This window comes from Streptomyces sp. WAC 04229, assembly GCF_003947455.1.
GTDB lineage: Bacteria > Actinomycetota > Actinomycetes > Streptomycetales > Streptomycetaceae > Streptomyces.
On the sequence record NZ_QHJH01000159.1, the window covers coordinates 1 to 16,074 of the forward strand.

Sequence of the window (16,074 nt, forward strand, 5' to 3'; positions counted from 1 at the left end):
CTTCCAGGGGTCGCTCATCTCCCCCCCTCACCACCCCCAAACCCCCGTTCCACCTGCACGGACAGGGTCTCGGGGACCCTGCGCACCCTACGGGGATTGGCCACTGACACAAGGCGCACTTCCCTGGGGCGCCCCAGAGTGCAACGCTTCGTGATCGGCTGCTTCACGCCAAGTTGCCATGTCGACAATGTCCCAAGTGCCGAACCGGCCATCCCGGCGCGACGGGACACAGTAGATTCGATCTTGACTGTCTACGGCGGGGGACTCGTGCAGGACCGAGGGGAAACGTGTTGGAGCGACAGACCCGAAGGGTAGAGGGTGCCGCGACCACCGAGGGGGGCTTAGCAGTATGAGCCACGACTCCACTGCCGCGCCGGAAAGCACCGCCCGGAAGCTCTCCGGGCGACGCCGCAAGGAGATCGTCGCGGTGCTGCTGTTCAGCGGCGGCCCCATCTTCGAGAGTTCCATACCGCTGTCGGTGTTCGGGATCGACCGCCAGGACGCCGGCGTGCCGCGCTACCGCTTGCTGGTGTGCGCCGGTGAGGACGGCCCGCTGCGGACCACGGGGGGCCTCGAACTGACCGCGCCGCAGGGCCTGGAGGCGATCTCACGCGCGGGCACCGTCGTCGTGCCGGCCTGGCGGTCGATCACCTCGCCGCCACCGGAGGAGGCGCTCGACGCACTGCGCCGGGCGCACGAGGAGGGCGCCCGCATCGTCGGGCTGTGCACCGGCGCCTTCGTGCTGGCGGCGGCCGGCCTGCTGGACAGCCGCCCCGCGACCACGCACTGGATGTACGCGCCGACGCTGGCCAAGCGCTATCCGTCGGTGCACGTGGACCCGCGCGAGCTGTTCGTGGACGACGGCGACGTGCTGACGTCCGCGGGCACCGCCGCCGGGATCGACCTGTGCCTGCACATCGTGCGCACCGACCACGGCAACGAGGCGGCCGGCGCGCTGGCCCGCCGCCTGGTGGTGCCGCCGCGCCGGAGCGGAGGCCAGGAGCGCTACCTGGACAGGTCTTTACCGGAGGAGATCGGCGCCGACCCGCTCGCCGAGGTCGTCGCCTGGGCGCTGGAACACCTCCACGAGCAGTTCGACGTGGAGACGCTGGCCGCGCGCGCCTACATGAGCCGCCGCACCTTCGACCGCCGCTTCCGGTCGCTGACCGGCAGCGCGCCGCTCCAGTGGCTGATCACCCAGCGGGTGCTGCAGGCGCAGCGGCTGCTGGAGACGTCGGACTACTCGGTGGACGAGGTCGCGGGCCGCTGCGGCTTCCGCTCGCCGGTGGCCCTGCGCGGCCACTTCCGCCGCCAGCTGGGGTCCTCGCCTGCCGCGTACCGGGCCGCCTATCGGGCACGGCGTCCCCAGAGCGAGCGTCCGGTGGATCCGGATCCGGGCGGCGCGGGAGCCCCGAGGCCGCCCGCCCCGGCCGAACCGGCCGCCCTGTCGCCGGAGGGTTCGGTCCCGTTCCAGACCCGCCGCACGGCGGCACCCGTCCCGGCGGCGGCCGGCGTCCCGGGCCAGCGAGGCGCGTCGTGACGTAGCACCCGGAACGCCGGAGGGGTCTGCGACCCTTCCGGCGTTCCCTTTCGACGCCGGGCAGACAACTCAGCCTGTCCGGCGTTCGAGGACGAGGCCGACAGGCCGAAAGCGGGGGTCTGGGGGCGCCAGCCCCCAGCGAGGCCCACACCGACGCCGGGGGCCCGGGAAACAGGCGCCCACCGTACAGTGGCCGCATGAACGATCGCATGGTGTGGATCGACTGCGAGATGACCGGCCTCTCGCTGTCCGACGACGCGCTCATCGAGGTTGCCGCCCTCGTCACCGACTCCGAGCTGAACATCCTCGGCGAGGGCGTCGACATCGTCGTCCGCCCGCCGGAGCGGGCCCTGGAGACGATGCCCGACGTGGTGCGTGAGATGCACACCGCGTCCGGCCTGCTCGCGGAGCTGGACGGCGGCACGACGCTCGCGGACGCCGAGGCGCAGGTCCTCGCGTACGTTCGGGAGCACGTGAAGGAGCCCGGCAAGGCCCCCCTGTGCGGGAACTCGGTCGGCACCGACCGCGGCTTCCTGCTGCGGGACATGCCCACACTCGAGGACTACCTCCACTACCGGATCGTCGACGTCTCCTCGATCAAGGAGCTGGCCCGCCGGTGGTACCCGCGGGCGTACTTCAACAGCCCCGAGAAGAACGGCAACCACCGCGCGCTCGCCGACATCCGCGAGTCCATCGCCGAACTGCGCTACTACCGGGAGGCGGTCTTCGTCCCGCAGCCCGGACCGGACTCCGACACCGCCAAGGCGATCGCCGCGAAGCACGTCGTACCGGCCAGGTAGGGGCCCCGGCACGCCGGGGAGCGGCGCCCGGAAAGCCGGGCGCGAGCACCCCTTCGGACCCTGTACACTTTTTCTCAGCCGGTCGGGAAACCCCGCCCACGCGGGATTCGAGCACCGGCCTTGGTGGGTGTAGCTCAGTTGGTAGAGCACCTGGTTGTGGTCCAGGTGGCCGCGGGTTCAAGTCCCGTCACTCACCCTGATCCGTCGGCCGGTGACCTTCGCGAAGGTCACCGGCCGACGGCGTTCCGGGCCCTCGCCCGGAACGCCCTCACATCCCGCGCCGGCTCTCCCGCGCCAGCAGCACCAGCAGATAGGCGCCCCCGACGCACACGGTGACCGAGCCGGTCGGCAGGAGCACGCCCGGGATCGTGTGCTGTGCCGCGAGGTCGGCGCCGAGCAGCAGGATCGCGCCGACCAGCGCCGAGCCGGCGAGGTCGACGGAGCTGCCGTGACCGGTGAGCCGGCGGGCGATCTGCGGGGCCGCCAGCGCGACGAAGGCGATCGGGCCTGCCACCGCGGTCACCGCGGCCGTCGCGACCACCCCGAGGACGACCAGCAGCACCTTGGTCCGCTCGACCGGCACCCCCAGCATCGCCGCCGTGTCGTCGCCGAGTTCGAGCCGCCGCATCCTGCGCTGTGCCACCGGTGCCGCCACGGCCACCGCCGTCAGCACGACGGCGGCCGTCCCGATGCCCGGCCAGTCGACGTTGCTCAGCGACCCGGCCCCCCACACCGCGACCCGCAGCGCCGTGTCCACGTCGGCCTTCACCAGGAACCAGGTGTTGACCGAGGAGAGCAGCGCGGCGACCGCGATGCCCACGATGATCAGCCGGAAGCCCTGCACGCCCCGCTTGAACGCCAGCAGGTACACGCCGAACGCGGTGACCAGCCCCCCGGCGAGCGCTCCCGCCGCCAGCGCCGAATAGCTGGTCGCCCCCGCCAGCAGCATCACGACGACGCCGGTGTACGAGCCGGTGGTGAGGCCGATCACGTCGGGGCTGCCGAGCGGGTTGCGGGTGAGGGACTGGAAGACGGCGCCGCCCACCGCGAGGGCGGCGCCGAACAGTACGGCGGCGACGATGCGCGGCGCCCGCCACTCCAGCACCACCTTGCGCACACTTCCGCGCGCCGACCCGGTGAGTACGTCGGTCAGGTCGCCCAGGCTCAGCGGGTAGCTGCCCAGGGTGAAGGCCCACAGGGACAGCGCGGCCAGCACCAGCCACAGCACCGTGCAGACGACGACCGCGCGGCGGGTCAGACGCAGGCTCAGCGGCCCCTTCCTGAGGACGAACACCCCGCTCACAGCGCCCTCGCCCGCCGTCCGCGCACCAGCCAGACCAGTACCGGCGCGCCGATGAGCGGCATCATCACGCCGGCCGGCAGCTCGGCGGGGATCACGACCAGCCGGCCCAGTACGTCGGCGACCAGCACGACCGCCGGTGCCAGCAGGGCGGAGTAGGCGAGGATCCAGCGCCAGTCGGGTCCGGTGAGCCACCGGACGGCATGCGGCACCATGAGGCCGACGAACAGCAGTGGGCCGGCCGCGGCCGTCGCCGCACCGCACAGCAGCGTCACCGCGACCACCACGCCGAAGCGGGTCGCCCCCACCCGCAGGCCGACGGCCCGCGCGGCGTCGTCGCCGAGGGCGATCGCGTTCAGTGGGCGCGCACAGCAGACGGCGACGACGAGTCCGGCCAGGACGAAGGGGGCGATCGCCGCGGCCGTGCCGGCCGGACGGTCCGTGACACTGCCCGCCTCCCAGAACCTCATACGGTCGAAGGTCTCCGTGTCGATCAGCGCGAGGGTCTGCGAGACGCCGGAGAGCACCGCCGTGAACGCGATGCCGATCAGGGTGAGCCGCAGGGGCGCGGGCCCGCCCCGCCCTCCCCGCCCACCGCTGGCGGCGAGGAAGACGAAGGCCGCGCCGGCGACCGCGCCCGCGAAGGAGAGCGGAAGGTACTGCTCGATGCGGGTGACACCGAAGGCGGCCACGCCCAACGTGACGGCGAAGCCCGCGCCCGCGTTGACGCCGAGGATGCCGGGGTCGGCCAGGGGGTTGCGGGTGAGCGCCTGGATGAGTGCCCCGGCCACCCCCAGGGACGCGCCGACCAGCAGGCCGACGACGGTGCGGTCGACCCGGGCGTCGGCGACCGTGGCATGGGTCGCGGATCCGTCGGGCGCGGTGAGTGCCTGCCACACCACGTCCAGGGGGAGCATCGCCGAGCCGAGCGCGACGCTGAGCACCACCGCCGAGAGCAGTACGGCGACGGCGGCACCGAGGCCGAGCAGCCGGCGTGCGGTGGAACGCGACGAACGGGTCGGTGGGAGCGCGGCCTTCGTCGCCAGCGCCTGTGCCATCCATCCTCCTTGAGAAGCCCACACCGGACAGGCGGGCCGAGCTGCCGGCATTACGAACCGCCGGACTTTCGAACTGCCGAACTGCCGGACTTCCGGAATGCCGGACTTCCGAAGTGCCGAAGTACGCCTCACCGTCCGCCGAGCGCACCCACCGCGTCCGCCGTGAGCACGTCCACCGGGATCCCCGACTCGCGGCTGAGCGCTCGCAGCAGCCCGGCCCGGGTGGCGTAGCCGGCCGCCCTGGCCGCCGCCGTCAGTTCGCCGCCGCCGAGGATGTGCTCGACGGCGGCGTTCATCCTGGCCCGGTTCCGCCACCGTGTGAAGGGCAGCCCGGTCTCGTCGAGGCAGACCCGCTGCACCTGACGTGGGCTCATCCGGTGCCGGGCGGCGAGCAGTTCCAGCGTCGCGGAGTGGTCGCGCAGGGCCTCACGGGCGAGCGCCCGCACCGCGGGATGGGTGGGCAGGACGACCGGGAAGTACTGCCGGGAGATGCTCCGCAGCACCCGCCCGAGCGCCAGGCGGAACGGCCGGACCTCGGCCGCGCTGCCCGGTGCGGCGCCCAGCACGGTGGTCATCACCTCGGTGATCGCGGGCACCACGCCGAGCGGCTGGACCCGGAGTCGGGGCAGGTCGTCGGGGGTGAGAGTGGGGCCGAGCGCCAGGCCGCCGGGCTCGATCCGCAGCGCGTGCGGTACGTGGGGCGCGAGCCACACGGACTCCTGCCGGCCGAGCCGCCACTCCTCGCCGTCGGCGAGCAGGAGGGCGGAGCCGGTCACGATGTGGATGAGGTGCGGCTCGTCGTGCTGGTGGGTGTCGTGCCCGAGAAAGCGGATGGCGTTCTCGGCGACCACGGTGCCGAGGGATGTCACCGGCAAGCCTGCCTCCCGTACCTGCGACGTGTCGTGTCCGTCACCGGCGATGTCGTGAACGGATCGACGCCACGTAACCAGCGAGGTTAGCCTCACCTTACCAACGGGTCGAAGGTGCGATCCCGTCCTGCCACGTGAGGTCCCATGTCTGCTCCTGCCCGCCTGCTCGCCGTCGCGGTCGTCGCCGCGCTGGCCCTCACCGGCTGCGCGGCCGACGACTCCACGGGCGACGGCGACAAGGCGTCCGCCGCGAAGCCCCGTACGGTCGCGACCGACTACGGCAAGGTGGAGGTGCCCGCCGAGCCGAAGCGCGTCGTCGTACTGAACCACGCGCTCGCCGGATACCTCTACGACCTCGACGTGCCGGTGACCGCGACCATCCCCGAGGACGCCGACGGCAAGGGCGAGTTCTCCCCCTACTGGGCCGACGAGGCGAAGAAGGACGAGACGACCTTCCTGCCGTGGAGCGTCGACGGCTTCGACCTGGAGGCGATCCTCAAGCTCGAACCCGACCTCATCGTGGGCGGCGGCGTCGGCTTCCCGCTGTTCCAGGCGGAGAAGGTGTACGACGACCTGTCCGACATCGCCCCGACGGTGCTGGTCGGCAAGAAGCTCGGCGACTGGCGCAGCCAGTTCTCCTTCCTCGCCGACGACGTCTTCGGCAAGAAGGACGTCTACGCCCAGCACCTCGCCGCCTACGACAGGCGCGTCACCGAGGTGAAGAAGGCCATCACGCCCCCGCCCGGCCCGGTCTCCTTCCTGGCCATGACCGGTGACGGCACCGCCTACGGACTGGTGGAGAGCGTGGGCCTGCCGACGGAGTTCAAGAAGGTCGGCATCGAACCGGCGCCGGTCTTCGCCAAGGGCGGCTTCAAGGTGTACGGCGGGGGCGGCGACATGTTCGAGCTGTCGACGGAGAAGGCCGGTCAGACGATCACCCAGCCGTCGGTGTTCGTGATGGGCTTCAACGCCGACACCACCGACGTCGCCACCCTCAAGAAGAACCCGGTGTACGGCGCGCTGCCCGCCTTCAAGTCGGGGCACGCCTACGACCTGCCGTACTGGGTGCTGCGCGGCGACTACGACGAGTCGATGGCGCTGCTGGACATCATCGAGGAGCAGTTCGCCTGATGGCAGCCCAACGCGCCTTCACGACACACCCGCTCGTCCTGCGCCGGGTCACGGTGCGCCGCGTCACGGAGGTGACTCCCCGGATGCGGCGCATCGTCCTGGGCGGCGACCAGCTCGCCCCGTTCACCCGGGACGGGATCGATCACCCCGGTTTCACCGCGCCCGGGTTCGACGACCACGTCAAGGTCATCCTCGCCTCGGACGGCGACGTCCGGGCCGCGCTGCCCGCCCAGTTGCCGCACGGCATCGAGTGGACCCCGGCGGAGAACCGGCTGACCCGCGACTACACGCCGCGCCGGGTGGACGCCGCGGCCGGCGAGCTGGACCTCGACTTCGTCGTGCACGGCGACGGACCGGCGGCGACTTGGGCGGCGTCGGCGCGGGAGGGCGACGAGCTGTGGTTCGTCGGCCCCAAGTCGTCGCTGCGGCTGCCGGATCGGCTGGACTGGATCCTGCTCGTCGGCGACGAGACCGCGCTGCCCGCGATCGGCCGCTTCCTGGACGTGCGTCCGGTCGCCGCCCCCGCCCACGTCCTGGTCACCGTCCCCGACGACTCCGCCCGCCAGGAACTGGCGTTGCGCGACGGTGACACCGTGACCTGGGTCGTCGCGGAGCCCGGTGACGCGGCCGCGCTGGAGGCCGCGGTGCGCAAGCTGCCGGCCCCCGAGGGGGAGGGGTACGCGTGGGCGGCGGCGGAGAGCCGGGCGCTGCTGCCGGTACGCCGGTATCTGCGGCGCGAGCGGGGGCTCCCGAAGGAGCGGCTGAACATCACGGGCTACTGGCACCGCGAGGAGACGGCCCCGGAGCAGGCGGAGGGTTCGCCCGTCCCGGAGCACGGGCACGTTCCGTCGCCGGTGCCGTGGCTGGTGGCGCGGGCGGCGCTCCAGCTCGGCGTGATCGACGCGGTCGCCGACGCGCCGGGCATCCCGCCCGGGACGCTCGCCGCGCGCGTGGGCGTGCCGGCGGCGGGGATCGGCGTACTGCTGCCCCTGCTCACCGCGCACGGCGTGGTCGTCGGCGACGAGCACGGCCTGCGGCTCGGTGCGGCGGGCGAGGGGTTGCTCGACGACCACGAGCGCGAGGAGTACGTCGGCCAGGAGGCGGAACTGCTGCTCGCACTCACGGAACTCGCGCCCGCGCTGCGGGACGGCGTCTCCCCCTGGCAGCGGGCGTCGGGCACCACCCTGCACGACACGGTGGTCCGGGACGCGGAGCGCTACGGCGAGTTGGTCGAGGAGTGCGAGCAGTTGGCGTTCCTGCTGTCCGGCCTGACCGCCGACCCGCTCTGGACCGGCGTCGGGACCTGCCTGCTCGCCGGTCCCGGCACCGCGTCCGTCGTCGCCGCCCTCGACGACGCCGGACACCGGCCGGGGCTGCGCGTCGCGGAGGACGACGTTCCCGCGGCGGTCCTGCGCGGCCGCGTCACGGCACCGGAACGGATCGACTGGACGGGCGGCCCGGCCGACGTCGCCGTGGCCGCCAAGGCCCTCGCCCACCGGACCGACGACGAGGCCGTGGCGCTGCTGGAGCGGCTGGCCGCCTGGGTCCCGACGGCGGTCCTGGTCGAGGCCTCCCGCCCCGACGGCCTGAGCCCGCACGCGGCCGAGGCCGCCCTGCACGCCTACGCCGCGACCGGCGCCCCGCTGCGTGACGCCACGGCGATCGCCGCCCTCGCCGCCCGCACGGGCTGGCACGTCACCCGCGTCGTCCCCCTCGGCTGGGGCGCGGAGGCAACGGTCCTGGAGCGAGGGGAGTCCACCTCGGGGTGACCGGGGACCGGGTGGCCGCGTCTCCCGGCCGCCGTCCGGGTGGGCCACCTTCCACCGCGGCCCACCCGGCACCACCGACCGACAGGGCACGCCCCACCCTGATGCGCCCGCGGTGAGTGAAACCCCACGTCCGGGACGCCCCACCTGCACCCCGGCCGACCGGACGGGCCCGGTCCACCGGCCCCACCCGGCTCTCCGGCGGACGCGACCCTCAGCGGGCGGGGCCGGGGCCCCCGACGTCCGTCGGCGTCACCGCGGCACCCGCTCAGGACGACGTCCGCTCCACCAACTCCGTCGCCAGCACCACCTGGTGCCGCTCCAGCCCCCGCGAAGCCGCCGGACGGCGGTCCGCGATCTCGGTCAGGAGCAGGTCGATCATCGCGCGGCCCATCTCCTCGATGGGCTGACGGACGCTGGTCAGGGGCGGCTCCATGTGGCGGGCTATCGCCGAGTCGTCGTAACCGACCAGCGCCACGTCGTCCGGGATGCGCCGCCCGGCCTCGCGCAGCGCCTGGCGGGCACCCGCCGCGGTGACGTCCGAGGCGGCGAAGACCGCGTCCACGTCGGGACTGCGGCGCAGCAGCTCCTCCATCGCGTGGCGCCCGCCCTCCTCGGTGAAGTCACCGGCCTCGATCAGCCCCTCGTCCACCGCGTGGCCCGCGTCGCGCAGGGCGTCGCGGTAGCCGTCGACGCGGCGCTGGGCGCCGTAGACGTCGAGGCGGCCGGTGATGTGGGCGATGCGGCGGCAGCCCCGGGTCAGCAGGTGCTCGACGGCGGAGCGGGCGCCGCCGTAGTTGTCCGAGTCCACCGAGGCCAGCGACTCCGTGGCCGAGCGCGGGCCGCTGATCACGGCCGGGATCTCCAGCTGGGTCAGCAGGTCGGGCAGCGGGTCGTCGGCGTGCACCGAGACCAGCAGGACGCCGTCCACCCGGTGCGCGGCCAGGTACTGGGCGAGCCGCTCGCGCTCCCGGTCACTGCCCGCGAAGATCAGGAGCAGTTGCATCTCGGTGTCGGAGAGTTCGGAGCCGACACCCTTCAGCATGTCCGAGAAGTACGGTTCCGCGAAGAACCGGGTCTCCGGTTCGGGCACGACCAGCGCGATCGCGTCGGTGCGGTTGGCCGCCAGCGCCCGGGCCGCCGTGTTCGGGACGTAGCCTAGCTCCGCGACCGCCGCCTCGACGGCCGCGCGGGTCGCGTCACTGACCCGGGGCGAACCGTTGATCACCCGGGACACCGTGCCGCGGCCGACGCCCGCCCGCGCCGCCACCTCTTCGAGGGTGGGCCGGCCACCGCTCCGACCACGCACTCCGTGGCTTGCCATCGGCTCCGCCTCCCGTCGACACCCCCGCACTCTGCGGCTGGCCTGGAATTTAACAGGCCGGTCGGGTGTAATGACCGGCTCCGGGTCCGCTCCCGCCGTGGCGGAGGTGTCTCCGTAGCGTTCGTCGCCTCCAGTTAACAGGCCGATAACTGAACGCATTTCGTCGCGTCCGTTCCCTTGACACCCCCGCCCGGACCGACGACTCTTCAACACATCACTTGTGGGAGCGCTCCCACACTACCTGGCACATACACATCCCGCACGTTCCCCGCCCGAGCCGCAGCAACGAACGAACGACATGAAGCAGCGGGTCCAACCATGTAGTTGGCCGGGGGGTCGGCACGTCAGGGCAACAGGAGGACGCAATGCGAGCAGCACGTATACGACCCGCCCGCAAGGTGGTGGTCATGGCGGCCATCGCGTCGCTGGGCGCCGGGCTGCTGGCCGGCTGTGCCGATGACGGGAAGGACGAGGACGGCTCGTCGTCGGGCGACAGCAGCGGCAAGACCACGATCACCCTCGGTCTGTTCGGCACGATGGGCTTCAAGGAGGCCGGCCTCTACGAGGAGTACGAGAAGCTCAACCCGGACATCAACATCGAGGAGACGGTCACCGAGCGGAACGAGAACTACTACCCCGCTCTGGTCAACCACCTCACCACCGGGAGCGGCCTGCAGGACGTCCAGGCCATCGAGGTCGGCAACATCGCCGAGGTCGTCGAGACCCAGGCGGACAAGTTCGCCGACATGTCCAAGGTCGAGGGCGTGAAGGCCGACAGCTGGGTGGACTGGAAGTGGAAGCAGGGAGTCACCAAGGACGGCCAGGCGGTCGGACTCGGCACCGACATCGGCCCGATGGCCATCTGCTACCGCAAGGACCTCTTCGAGAAGGCGGGCCTGCCGACCGACCGCGACGAGGTCGGCGCGCTGTGGGCGGGTGACTGGAAGAAGTTCATCGAGGCCGGCGAGAAGTACAAGAAGGGTGCCGGCAAGGACACCTACTTCATGGACTCGCCCGGCGGTCTGATCAACGCCATCCTCGGCGGCGAGGAGGAGAAGTTCTACAACGCCGCCGGTGAGGTCGTCTACAAGACCAACCCCGCCGTCAAGGAGGCCTTCGACCTGACCGCGGAGGCCGCCGAGAAGGACCTGGTCCAGGCGCAGACCCAGTTCCAGCCGGCCTGGGAGCAGACCATCGCCAACAACCTGTTCGCGACCGTGGCCTGCCCGCCCTGGATGCTCGGCACCATCAAGGGCAAGTCCCAGCCCGAGGCGTCCGGCCAGTGGGACGTGGCCGCCGCGCCGACGTCCGGCAACTGGGGCGGTTCCTTCCTGGGTGTGCCCAAGACCGGCAAGAACGTCGAGGAGGCGCAGAAGCTCGTCGCCTGGCTGACCGCGCCGAAGCAGCAGGCCAAGCTGTTCGCCGTGCAGGGCAGCTTCCCGAGCGCCACGGCCGCCTACGAGCTGCCGGAGGTGAAGGACGCGAAGAACGAGATGACGGGCGAGGCGCCGATCGGTGAGCTGTTCGCCAAGGCCGCCGAGTCCATCCCGGCGCAGGTGATCGGCCCGAAGGACCAGATCATCCAGCAGGGCCTGACCGACAACGGCGTCATCCTCGTCACCCAGGGCAAGTCGCCCAAGGAGGCCTGGGAGAACGCCACCAAGACCATCGACAACAACCTGGAGAAGTGACCGGAATGACCACCCGGCACGACACCGCCGCGCCCCCCTCCAAGGGGGGCGCGGCCCCGGGCCGACCGCCCGGTGACGCGGTCTCCTCCGAGGAGGCGAGGAAGCGGGCCCGGCTCTCCCGCCGCTGGCAGCGGGACCTGCGCTGGAGCCCGTACGCCTTCGTCTCCCCGTTCTTCCTGCTGTTCGCCGCCTTCGGCCTGTTCCCGCTGCTCTACACCGGCTGGGCCTCGCTGCACACGGTGGAGCTGACGGCGCCCACCGACATGACGTGGGTGGGCCTGGACAACTTCACCAGGATCTTCGACGACGAGTTCTTCTGGAACGCGGCGCAGAACACGCTGACCATCGGCATCATCTCCACGGTGCCGCAGCTGCTGATGGCGATGGGCCTCGCGCACATCCTCAACTACAAGCTCCGCGGCTCCACCTTCTACCGCGTGGTGATGCTCGCGCCGTACGCGACGTCGATCGCCGCCGCCTCGCTGGTCTTCGTGCTCCTCTTCGGCCGCGACTACGGCATGATCAACTGGGTGCTCGACCTGGTCGGCTTCGACAAGGTCGACTGGCAGAGCGACAAGTGGCCGTCCCAGATCGCCGTCTCGTCGATCGTCATCTGGCGCTGGACCGGCTACAACGCGCTGATCTACCTGGCGGCGATGCAGGCGATCCCGCAGGACCTGTACGAGTCGGCGGCGCTGGACGGTGCCAGCCGGTGGCGGCAGTTCATCCACGTCACGCTGCCCCAGCTGCGTCCGACGATCCTCTTCACCGTCGTCGTGTCGACCATCGGCGCCTCCCAGCTGTTCGGCGAGCCGTTGCTGTTCGACGCCAACAAGGGCGCGTCGGGCGGCTCCCAGCACCAGTTCCAGACACTCGGCCTGTACCTGTACGAGCAGGGCTGGATCAACCAGCACCTGGGCCGCGCCTCGGCGATCGCCTGGACGATGTTCCTGATCCTCATCGTGATCGGGATCGTCAACTACGTCATCTCGCGCCGGCTGCGCGCCAGTAGTTAAGGAGAACCGGCCGTGACGACGACCCTGACCAAACCCCCGGCCGACCCGGTGCCCGAACCGTCCCGGCGGGGCCGGCTCCGGTCCAAGTCGGCCCGGGCCGGCGGACAGATGCACGCCGGCCCCGTCGCGTACATCATCCTCGCCCTGTTCACCCTCGGTTCGCTGTTCCCGCTGGTGTGGACGGCGATCGCCGCCTCACGCGACAACCAGCGCCTGGCCCAGACGCCGCCGCCGTTCTGGTTCGGCGGCAACCTCTTCGACAAGATCGAGATCGCCTGGACCGACGCCAACATGGGCGAGGCGATCCTCAACACCACGATCGTGGCGGGGATCTCGGCGGTCACCGTCGTCTTCCTGTCGACGATCGCCGGCTTCGCCTTCGCCAAGCTGAAGTTCCGGGGCCGCAACGCGCTGATGCTGATCGTGGTCGGCACCATGATGATCCCGCCGCAGCTGAGCATCATCCCGCTGTACATGATGGTGGCCAAGCTGGACTGGACCGACCAGCTCCAGGCGGTGATCTTCCCGTCGCTCGTCAGCGCGTTCGGCGTGTTCTTCATGCGTCAGTACCTGCTGCAGGCGCTGCCGGACGAGATCATCGAGGCCGCCCGGGTGGACGGCGCGAGCAGCTGGCGCGTCATCTGGCACGTGGTGTTCCCGGCGGCCCGGCCCGCGATGGCCGTCCTCGGCATGCTGATGTTCGTCCAGGTGTGGAACGACTTCCTGTGGCCGTTCCTGGTGCTGACGCAGAACGGCAACCCGACCGTGCAGGTCGCCGTGGCCGGCCTCGGCCGCGGCTTCACCCCGGACCAGGCCCTGATCATGGGTGGCGCGCTGCTCGGCACGCTGCCGCTGCTGCTGGTCTTCGCGATCTTCGGCAAGCAGATCGTGGGCGGCATCATGCAGGGTGCCGTCAAGGGCTGACAGTTTGCTGAGAAGGGCAGACACCAAGGGCCGACACCTCATCCGGTGGGCCGGGTCGCCGCCGCCCCGGCCCGCATTCCCCCCTCGTCCTTACTACGCGCCGGTCGTCACACGACCCGCTATGGGAGCGCTTCCATGCTTGAGTCCGCAACGCCGGTGACCCCGGTGACCTTCCCCCCTGCCTTCCTCTGGGGCGCCGCGACCTCGGCGTACCAGATCGAGGGCGCGGTGCGCGAGGACGGCCGTACGCCCTCGATCTGGGACACCTTCAGCCACACCCCCGGGAAGACGGCCGGCGGGGACACCGGTGACATCGCTGTCGACCACTACCACCGCTACCGCGACGACGTGGCGCTGATGAAGGACCTGGGGCTCGGCGCGTACCGCTTCTCCATCTCCTGGCCCCGGGTGCAGCCGACCGGCCGCGGCCCCGCCGTCCAGCGCGGCCTGGACTTCTACCGCCGCCTGGTGGACGAGCTGCTGGCCGCCGGGATCAAGCCGGCCGTCACCCTCTACCACTGGGACCTGCCGCAGGAGCTGGAGGACGCGGGCGGCTGGCCGGAGCGGGACACCGCGTACCGGTTCGCGGAGTACGCGCAGATCGTGGGCGAGGCGCTCGGCGACCGCGTGGAGCAGTGGATCACGCTCAACGAGCCCTGGTGCGCGGCCTTCCTGGGCTACGCCTCCGGGGTGCACGCGCCCGGGCGCACCGACCCCGCGGCCTCGCTGCGCGCCGCGCACCACCTGAACCTGGCGCACGGTCTGAGCACGGTGGCCCTGCGGTCGGTGATGCCGGCCCGCAACTCGGTGGCGATCAGCCTCAACACGTCGGTCGTCCGCCCGCTGTCGCAGAAGCCGGAGGACCTGGCGGCGGCCCGCCGGATCGACGACCTGTCCGGCGGTATCTTCCACGGCCCGATCCTGCACGGCGCCTACCCGCAGTCCCTGCTGGAGGCGACCGCGCCGGTGACGGACTGGTCGTTCGTCCAGGACGGCGACCTGGGGCAGATCCGCCAGCCGATCGACGCGATCTGCCTCAACTACTACACGCCGACCGTGGTGTCGGCGGCGGACGCCGACTCCCGGGCGCCGCGCGCCGACGGCCACGGCGCGAGCGACCACTCGCCGTGGCCGGCCGCCGACGACGTGGCCTTCCACCAGCCGCCGGGCGAGCGCACGGAGATGGGCTGGAGCGTCGACCCGACCGGCCTGCACGAGCTGATCATGCGCTACCACCGCGAGGCTCCCGGCCTGCCGCTGTACATCAGCGAGAACGGTGCCGCCTACGACGACAAGCCCGGCGCCGACGGCACGGTGCACGACCCGGAGCGCGTCGCCTACCTGAACGGCCACCTCACGGCGGTGCGCCGGGCCATCACCGACGGCGCCGACGTCCGCGGGTACTACCTGTGGTCCCTGATGGACAACTTCGAGTGGGCCTACGGCTACGAGAAGCGGTTCGGCGCGGTCTACGTCGACTACGTCTCCCAGCGGCGCACCCCCAAGTCGAGCGCCCTGTGGTACGGCCGGGCGGCCCGCACGGGCTCGCTCCCGCCGGTGGACTCCGCCGAGTAGGCGTCCCGCCCGGAGGGGCACGACCGATGCGGGGCGCGGCACCCTACGTGGGTGCCGCGCCCCGCTCGTGTGGGCCGGTGTGGGGGGGGAAGCCCGGCCCTACTTGAAGGCGGCGAACGCCTTCGCGAAGGCGTTCGCCTCCTGGTCGATGGAGCTGCACGTCGCGTCGGCCGCGGGCTTCGGGCCGCCGGGGCACGCCTTGTCGCGGGTCGCGGACCACATGGACAGCCCGCCCAGGCCCTTGGACTCGGCGAACTTCACGAGCTGGCCGGCGTCCTCGACGGTGAAGACCTCGGAGACGACGTCGTTGACGCCGATCATCGGGGTGACGGAGACCGTCTTCCAGGCTTCGTCGTCGGAGCGGCCGAGGACGCCCTTGACCTGCGCCTGGGTGGCGGTGGCGGCCTGCTCGGCGTAGGTGCCCATGTCGCCGCTGTACGCGGGCCCGTAGTCCATCGCCATGATGTTGACGGTGCCGATGTCCACGCCGTTCTCCTTGGCGTCGGCGAGGAGGTCGACGCCCGCCTGGGTCAGGCCCTCGGGCATGACGGGGAGGGTGAAGGAGACGTCCAGGCCCGGGTGTTCCTTCTGGAGCGCGGCAATGGCCTGGGCACGGCGGGTGTTGGCGGCGGTGTCGGGCAGCGCGCCGCCCTCGACGTCGAAGTCGACCTTGGTGAGGTCGTAGGCGTCGACGACCTTGCCGTACGCCGCCGCCAGCGCGTCCACGGACGTGCAGGTGGTGCCCAGTTCGGAGCCGGAGGCGCCGCCGAAGGAGACGCGGACGTCGCCGCCCTGGGCTCGCAGGGCGCCCATCTGCCCCGCCACGGCGTCGCTCGCGAGGTCGGTGACGCCGCCCCACTTGGGGGTGCAGCCGCCGCCGTCGGTGACGAAGGCGAGGGTGTAGTCCTTCACGCCGGTGGCCTCGGCGTTGGCGAGGAGGTCGTAGGCCGGGTAGAGGGAGGTGTCGACGTACGGTGCGAAGCCGGCGCCGGCGGCGGTGCCGTTGCCCGGTGTCGAGGTGGGCGCCGGGGTGGTGGCGGTGCCGGTCGGGTCCGGCTCGGCGGAGTCGGTGGCCGTGGG

13 protein-coding genes and 1 tRNA gene are annotated in these 16,074 nt (G+C 71.9%); 9 read left to right on the top strand and 5 right to left on the bottom strand.

What is annotated here, in order from left to right; genetic code table 11:
* Nucleotides 1-349: 349 nt before the first annotated feature.
* The 3 genes from DMH12_RS29460 to DMH12_RS29470 all read left to right on the top strand — a co-directional run bounded on the left by DMH12_RS29460 (nucleotide 350) and on the right by DMH12_RS29470 (nucleotide 2,536).
* Nucleotides 350-1,540, top strand: a complete 1,191-nt coding sequence (locus DMH12_RS29460; RefSeq protein WP_125494474.1) for a helix-turn-helix domain-containing protein — start codon at nucleotides 350-352, stop codon at nucleotides 1,538-1,540.
* A 197-nt stretch (nucleotides 1,541-1,737) separates the two neighbouring features.
* A complete protein-coding gene (gene orn, locus DMH12_RS29465) occupies nucleotides 1,738-2,340 on the top strand; it encodes an oligoribonuclease (RefSeq protein WP_125494475.1) in 603 nt (200 codons plus the stop codon).
* A gap of 123 nt (nucleotides 2,341-2,463) precedes the next feature.
* Nucleotides 2,464-2,536, top strand: a tRNA-His gene (locus DMH12_RS29470).
* 72 nt (nucleotides 2,537-2,608) lie between these two features.
* Here DMH12_RS29470 and DMH12_RS29475 read toward each other — a convergent pair.
* From DMH12_RS29475 to DMH12_RS29485, 3 genes are all read right to left on the bottom strand, one after another.
* Nucleotides 2,609-3,643 (bottom strand): iron chelate uptake ABC transporter family permease subunit, encoded by a 1,035-nt coding sequence (locus DMH12_RS29475; RefSeq protein WP_125494476.1) that lies wholly within the window; start codon nucleotides 3,641-3,643, stop codon nucleotides 2,609-2,611.
* The gene (locus DMH12_RS29480; RefSeq protein ID WP_125494477.1) at nucleotides 3,640-4,698 is read right to left on the bottom strand and encodes an iron chelate uptake ABC transporter family permease subunit; all 1,059 of its coding nucleotides are present in this window, start codon (nucleotides 4,696-4,698) and stop codon (nucleotides 3,640-3,642) included. The genes DMH12_RS29475 and DMH12_RS29480 overlap by 4 nt, the downstream gene beginning before the upstream one ends.
* Before the next feature lie 128 nt (nucleotides 4,699-4,826).
* The gene (locus tag DMH12_RS29485) at nucleotides 4,827-5,573 is read right to left on the bottom strand and encodes an AraC family transcriptional regulator (RefSeq protein ID WP_125494478.1); all 747 of its coding nucleotides are present in this window, start codon (nucleotides 5,571-5,573) and stop codon (nucleotides 4,827-4,829) included.
* Nucleotides 5,574-5,711: 138 nt separating this feature from the next.
* Between DMH12_RS29485 and DMH12_RS29490 the strand changes: the two genes are divergently transcribed.
* Nucleotides 5,712-6,698: an ABC transporter substrate-binding protein gene (locus DMH12_RS29490; protein ID WP_125494479.1), complete on the top strand. Its 987-nt coding sequence runs from the start codon at nucleotides 5,712-5,714 to the stop codon at nucleotides 6,696-6,698.
* Nucleotides 6,698-8,467, top strand: a complete 1,770-nt coding sequence (locus DMH12_RS29495) for a siderophore-interacting protein (protein ID WP_125494480.1) — start codon at nucleotides 6,698-6,700, stop codon at nucleotides 8,465-8,467. Before DMH12_RS29490 ends, DMH12_RS29495 begins: the two co-directional genes overlap by 1 nt.
* 265 nt (nucleotides 8,468-8,732) lie before the next feature.
* Here DMH12_RS29495 and DMH12_RS29500 read toward each other — a convergent pair whose 3' ends face one another.
* Nucleotides 8,733-9,788, bottom strand: a complete 1,056-nt coding sequence (locus DMH12_RS29500) for a LacI family DNA-binding transcriptional regulator (RefSeq protein ID WP_125494481.1) — start codon at nucleotides 9,786-9,788, stop codon at nucleotides 8,733-8,735.
* A gap of 365 nt (nucleotides 9,789-10,153) precedes the next feature.
* On the opposite strand from DMH12_RS29500, the gene DMH12_RS29505 reads away from it, so the two are divergent.
* From DMH12_RS29505 to DMH12_RS29520, 4 genes are all read left to right on the top strand, one after another.
* Nucleotides 10,154-11,479 (top strand): extracellular solute-binding protein, encoded by a 1,326-nt coding sequence (locus tag DMH12_RS29505; RefSeq protein ID WP_125494482.1) that lies wholly within the window; start codon nucleotides 10,154-10,156, stop codon nucleotides 11,477-11,479.
* Between the two features lie 5 nt (nucleotides 11,480-11,484).
* Nucleotides 11,485-12,495: a carbohydrate ABC transporter permease gene (locus DMH12_RS29510; RefSeq protein WP_125494486.1), complete on the top strand. Its 1,011-nt coding sequence runs from the start codon at nucleotides 11,485-11,487 to the stop codon at nucleotides 12,493-12,495.
* A gap of 12 nt (nucleotides 12,496-12,507) precedes the next feature.
* Nucleotides 12,508-13,419, top strand: coding sequence for a carbohydrate ABC transporter permease (locus tag DMH12_RS29515; RefSeq protein WP_125494483.1), 912 nt, complete (start codon nucleotides 12,508-12,510; stop codon nucleotides 13,417-13,419).
* 135 nt (nucleotides 13,420-13,554) lie between these two features.
* Nucleotides 13,555-14,994, top strand: coding sequence for a GH1 family beta-glucosidase (locus DMH12_RS29520; protein ID WP_125494484.1), 1,440 nt, complete (start codon nucleotides 13,555-13,557; stop codon nucleotides 14,992-14,994).
* Between the two features lie 99 nt (nucleotides 14,995-15,093).
* On the opposite strand, the gene DMH12_RS29525 is transcribed toward DMH12_RS29520, so the two are convergent.
* A partial coding sequence (locus tag DMH12_RS29525; protein WP_125494485.1) for a chitinase occupies nucleotides 15,094-16,074 on the bottom strand: 981 nt, incomplete at its 5' end.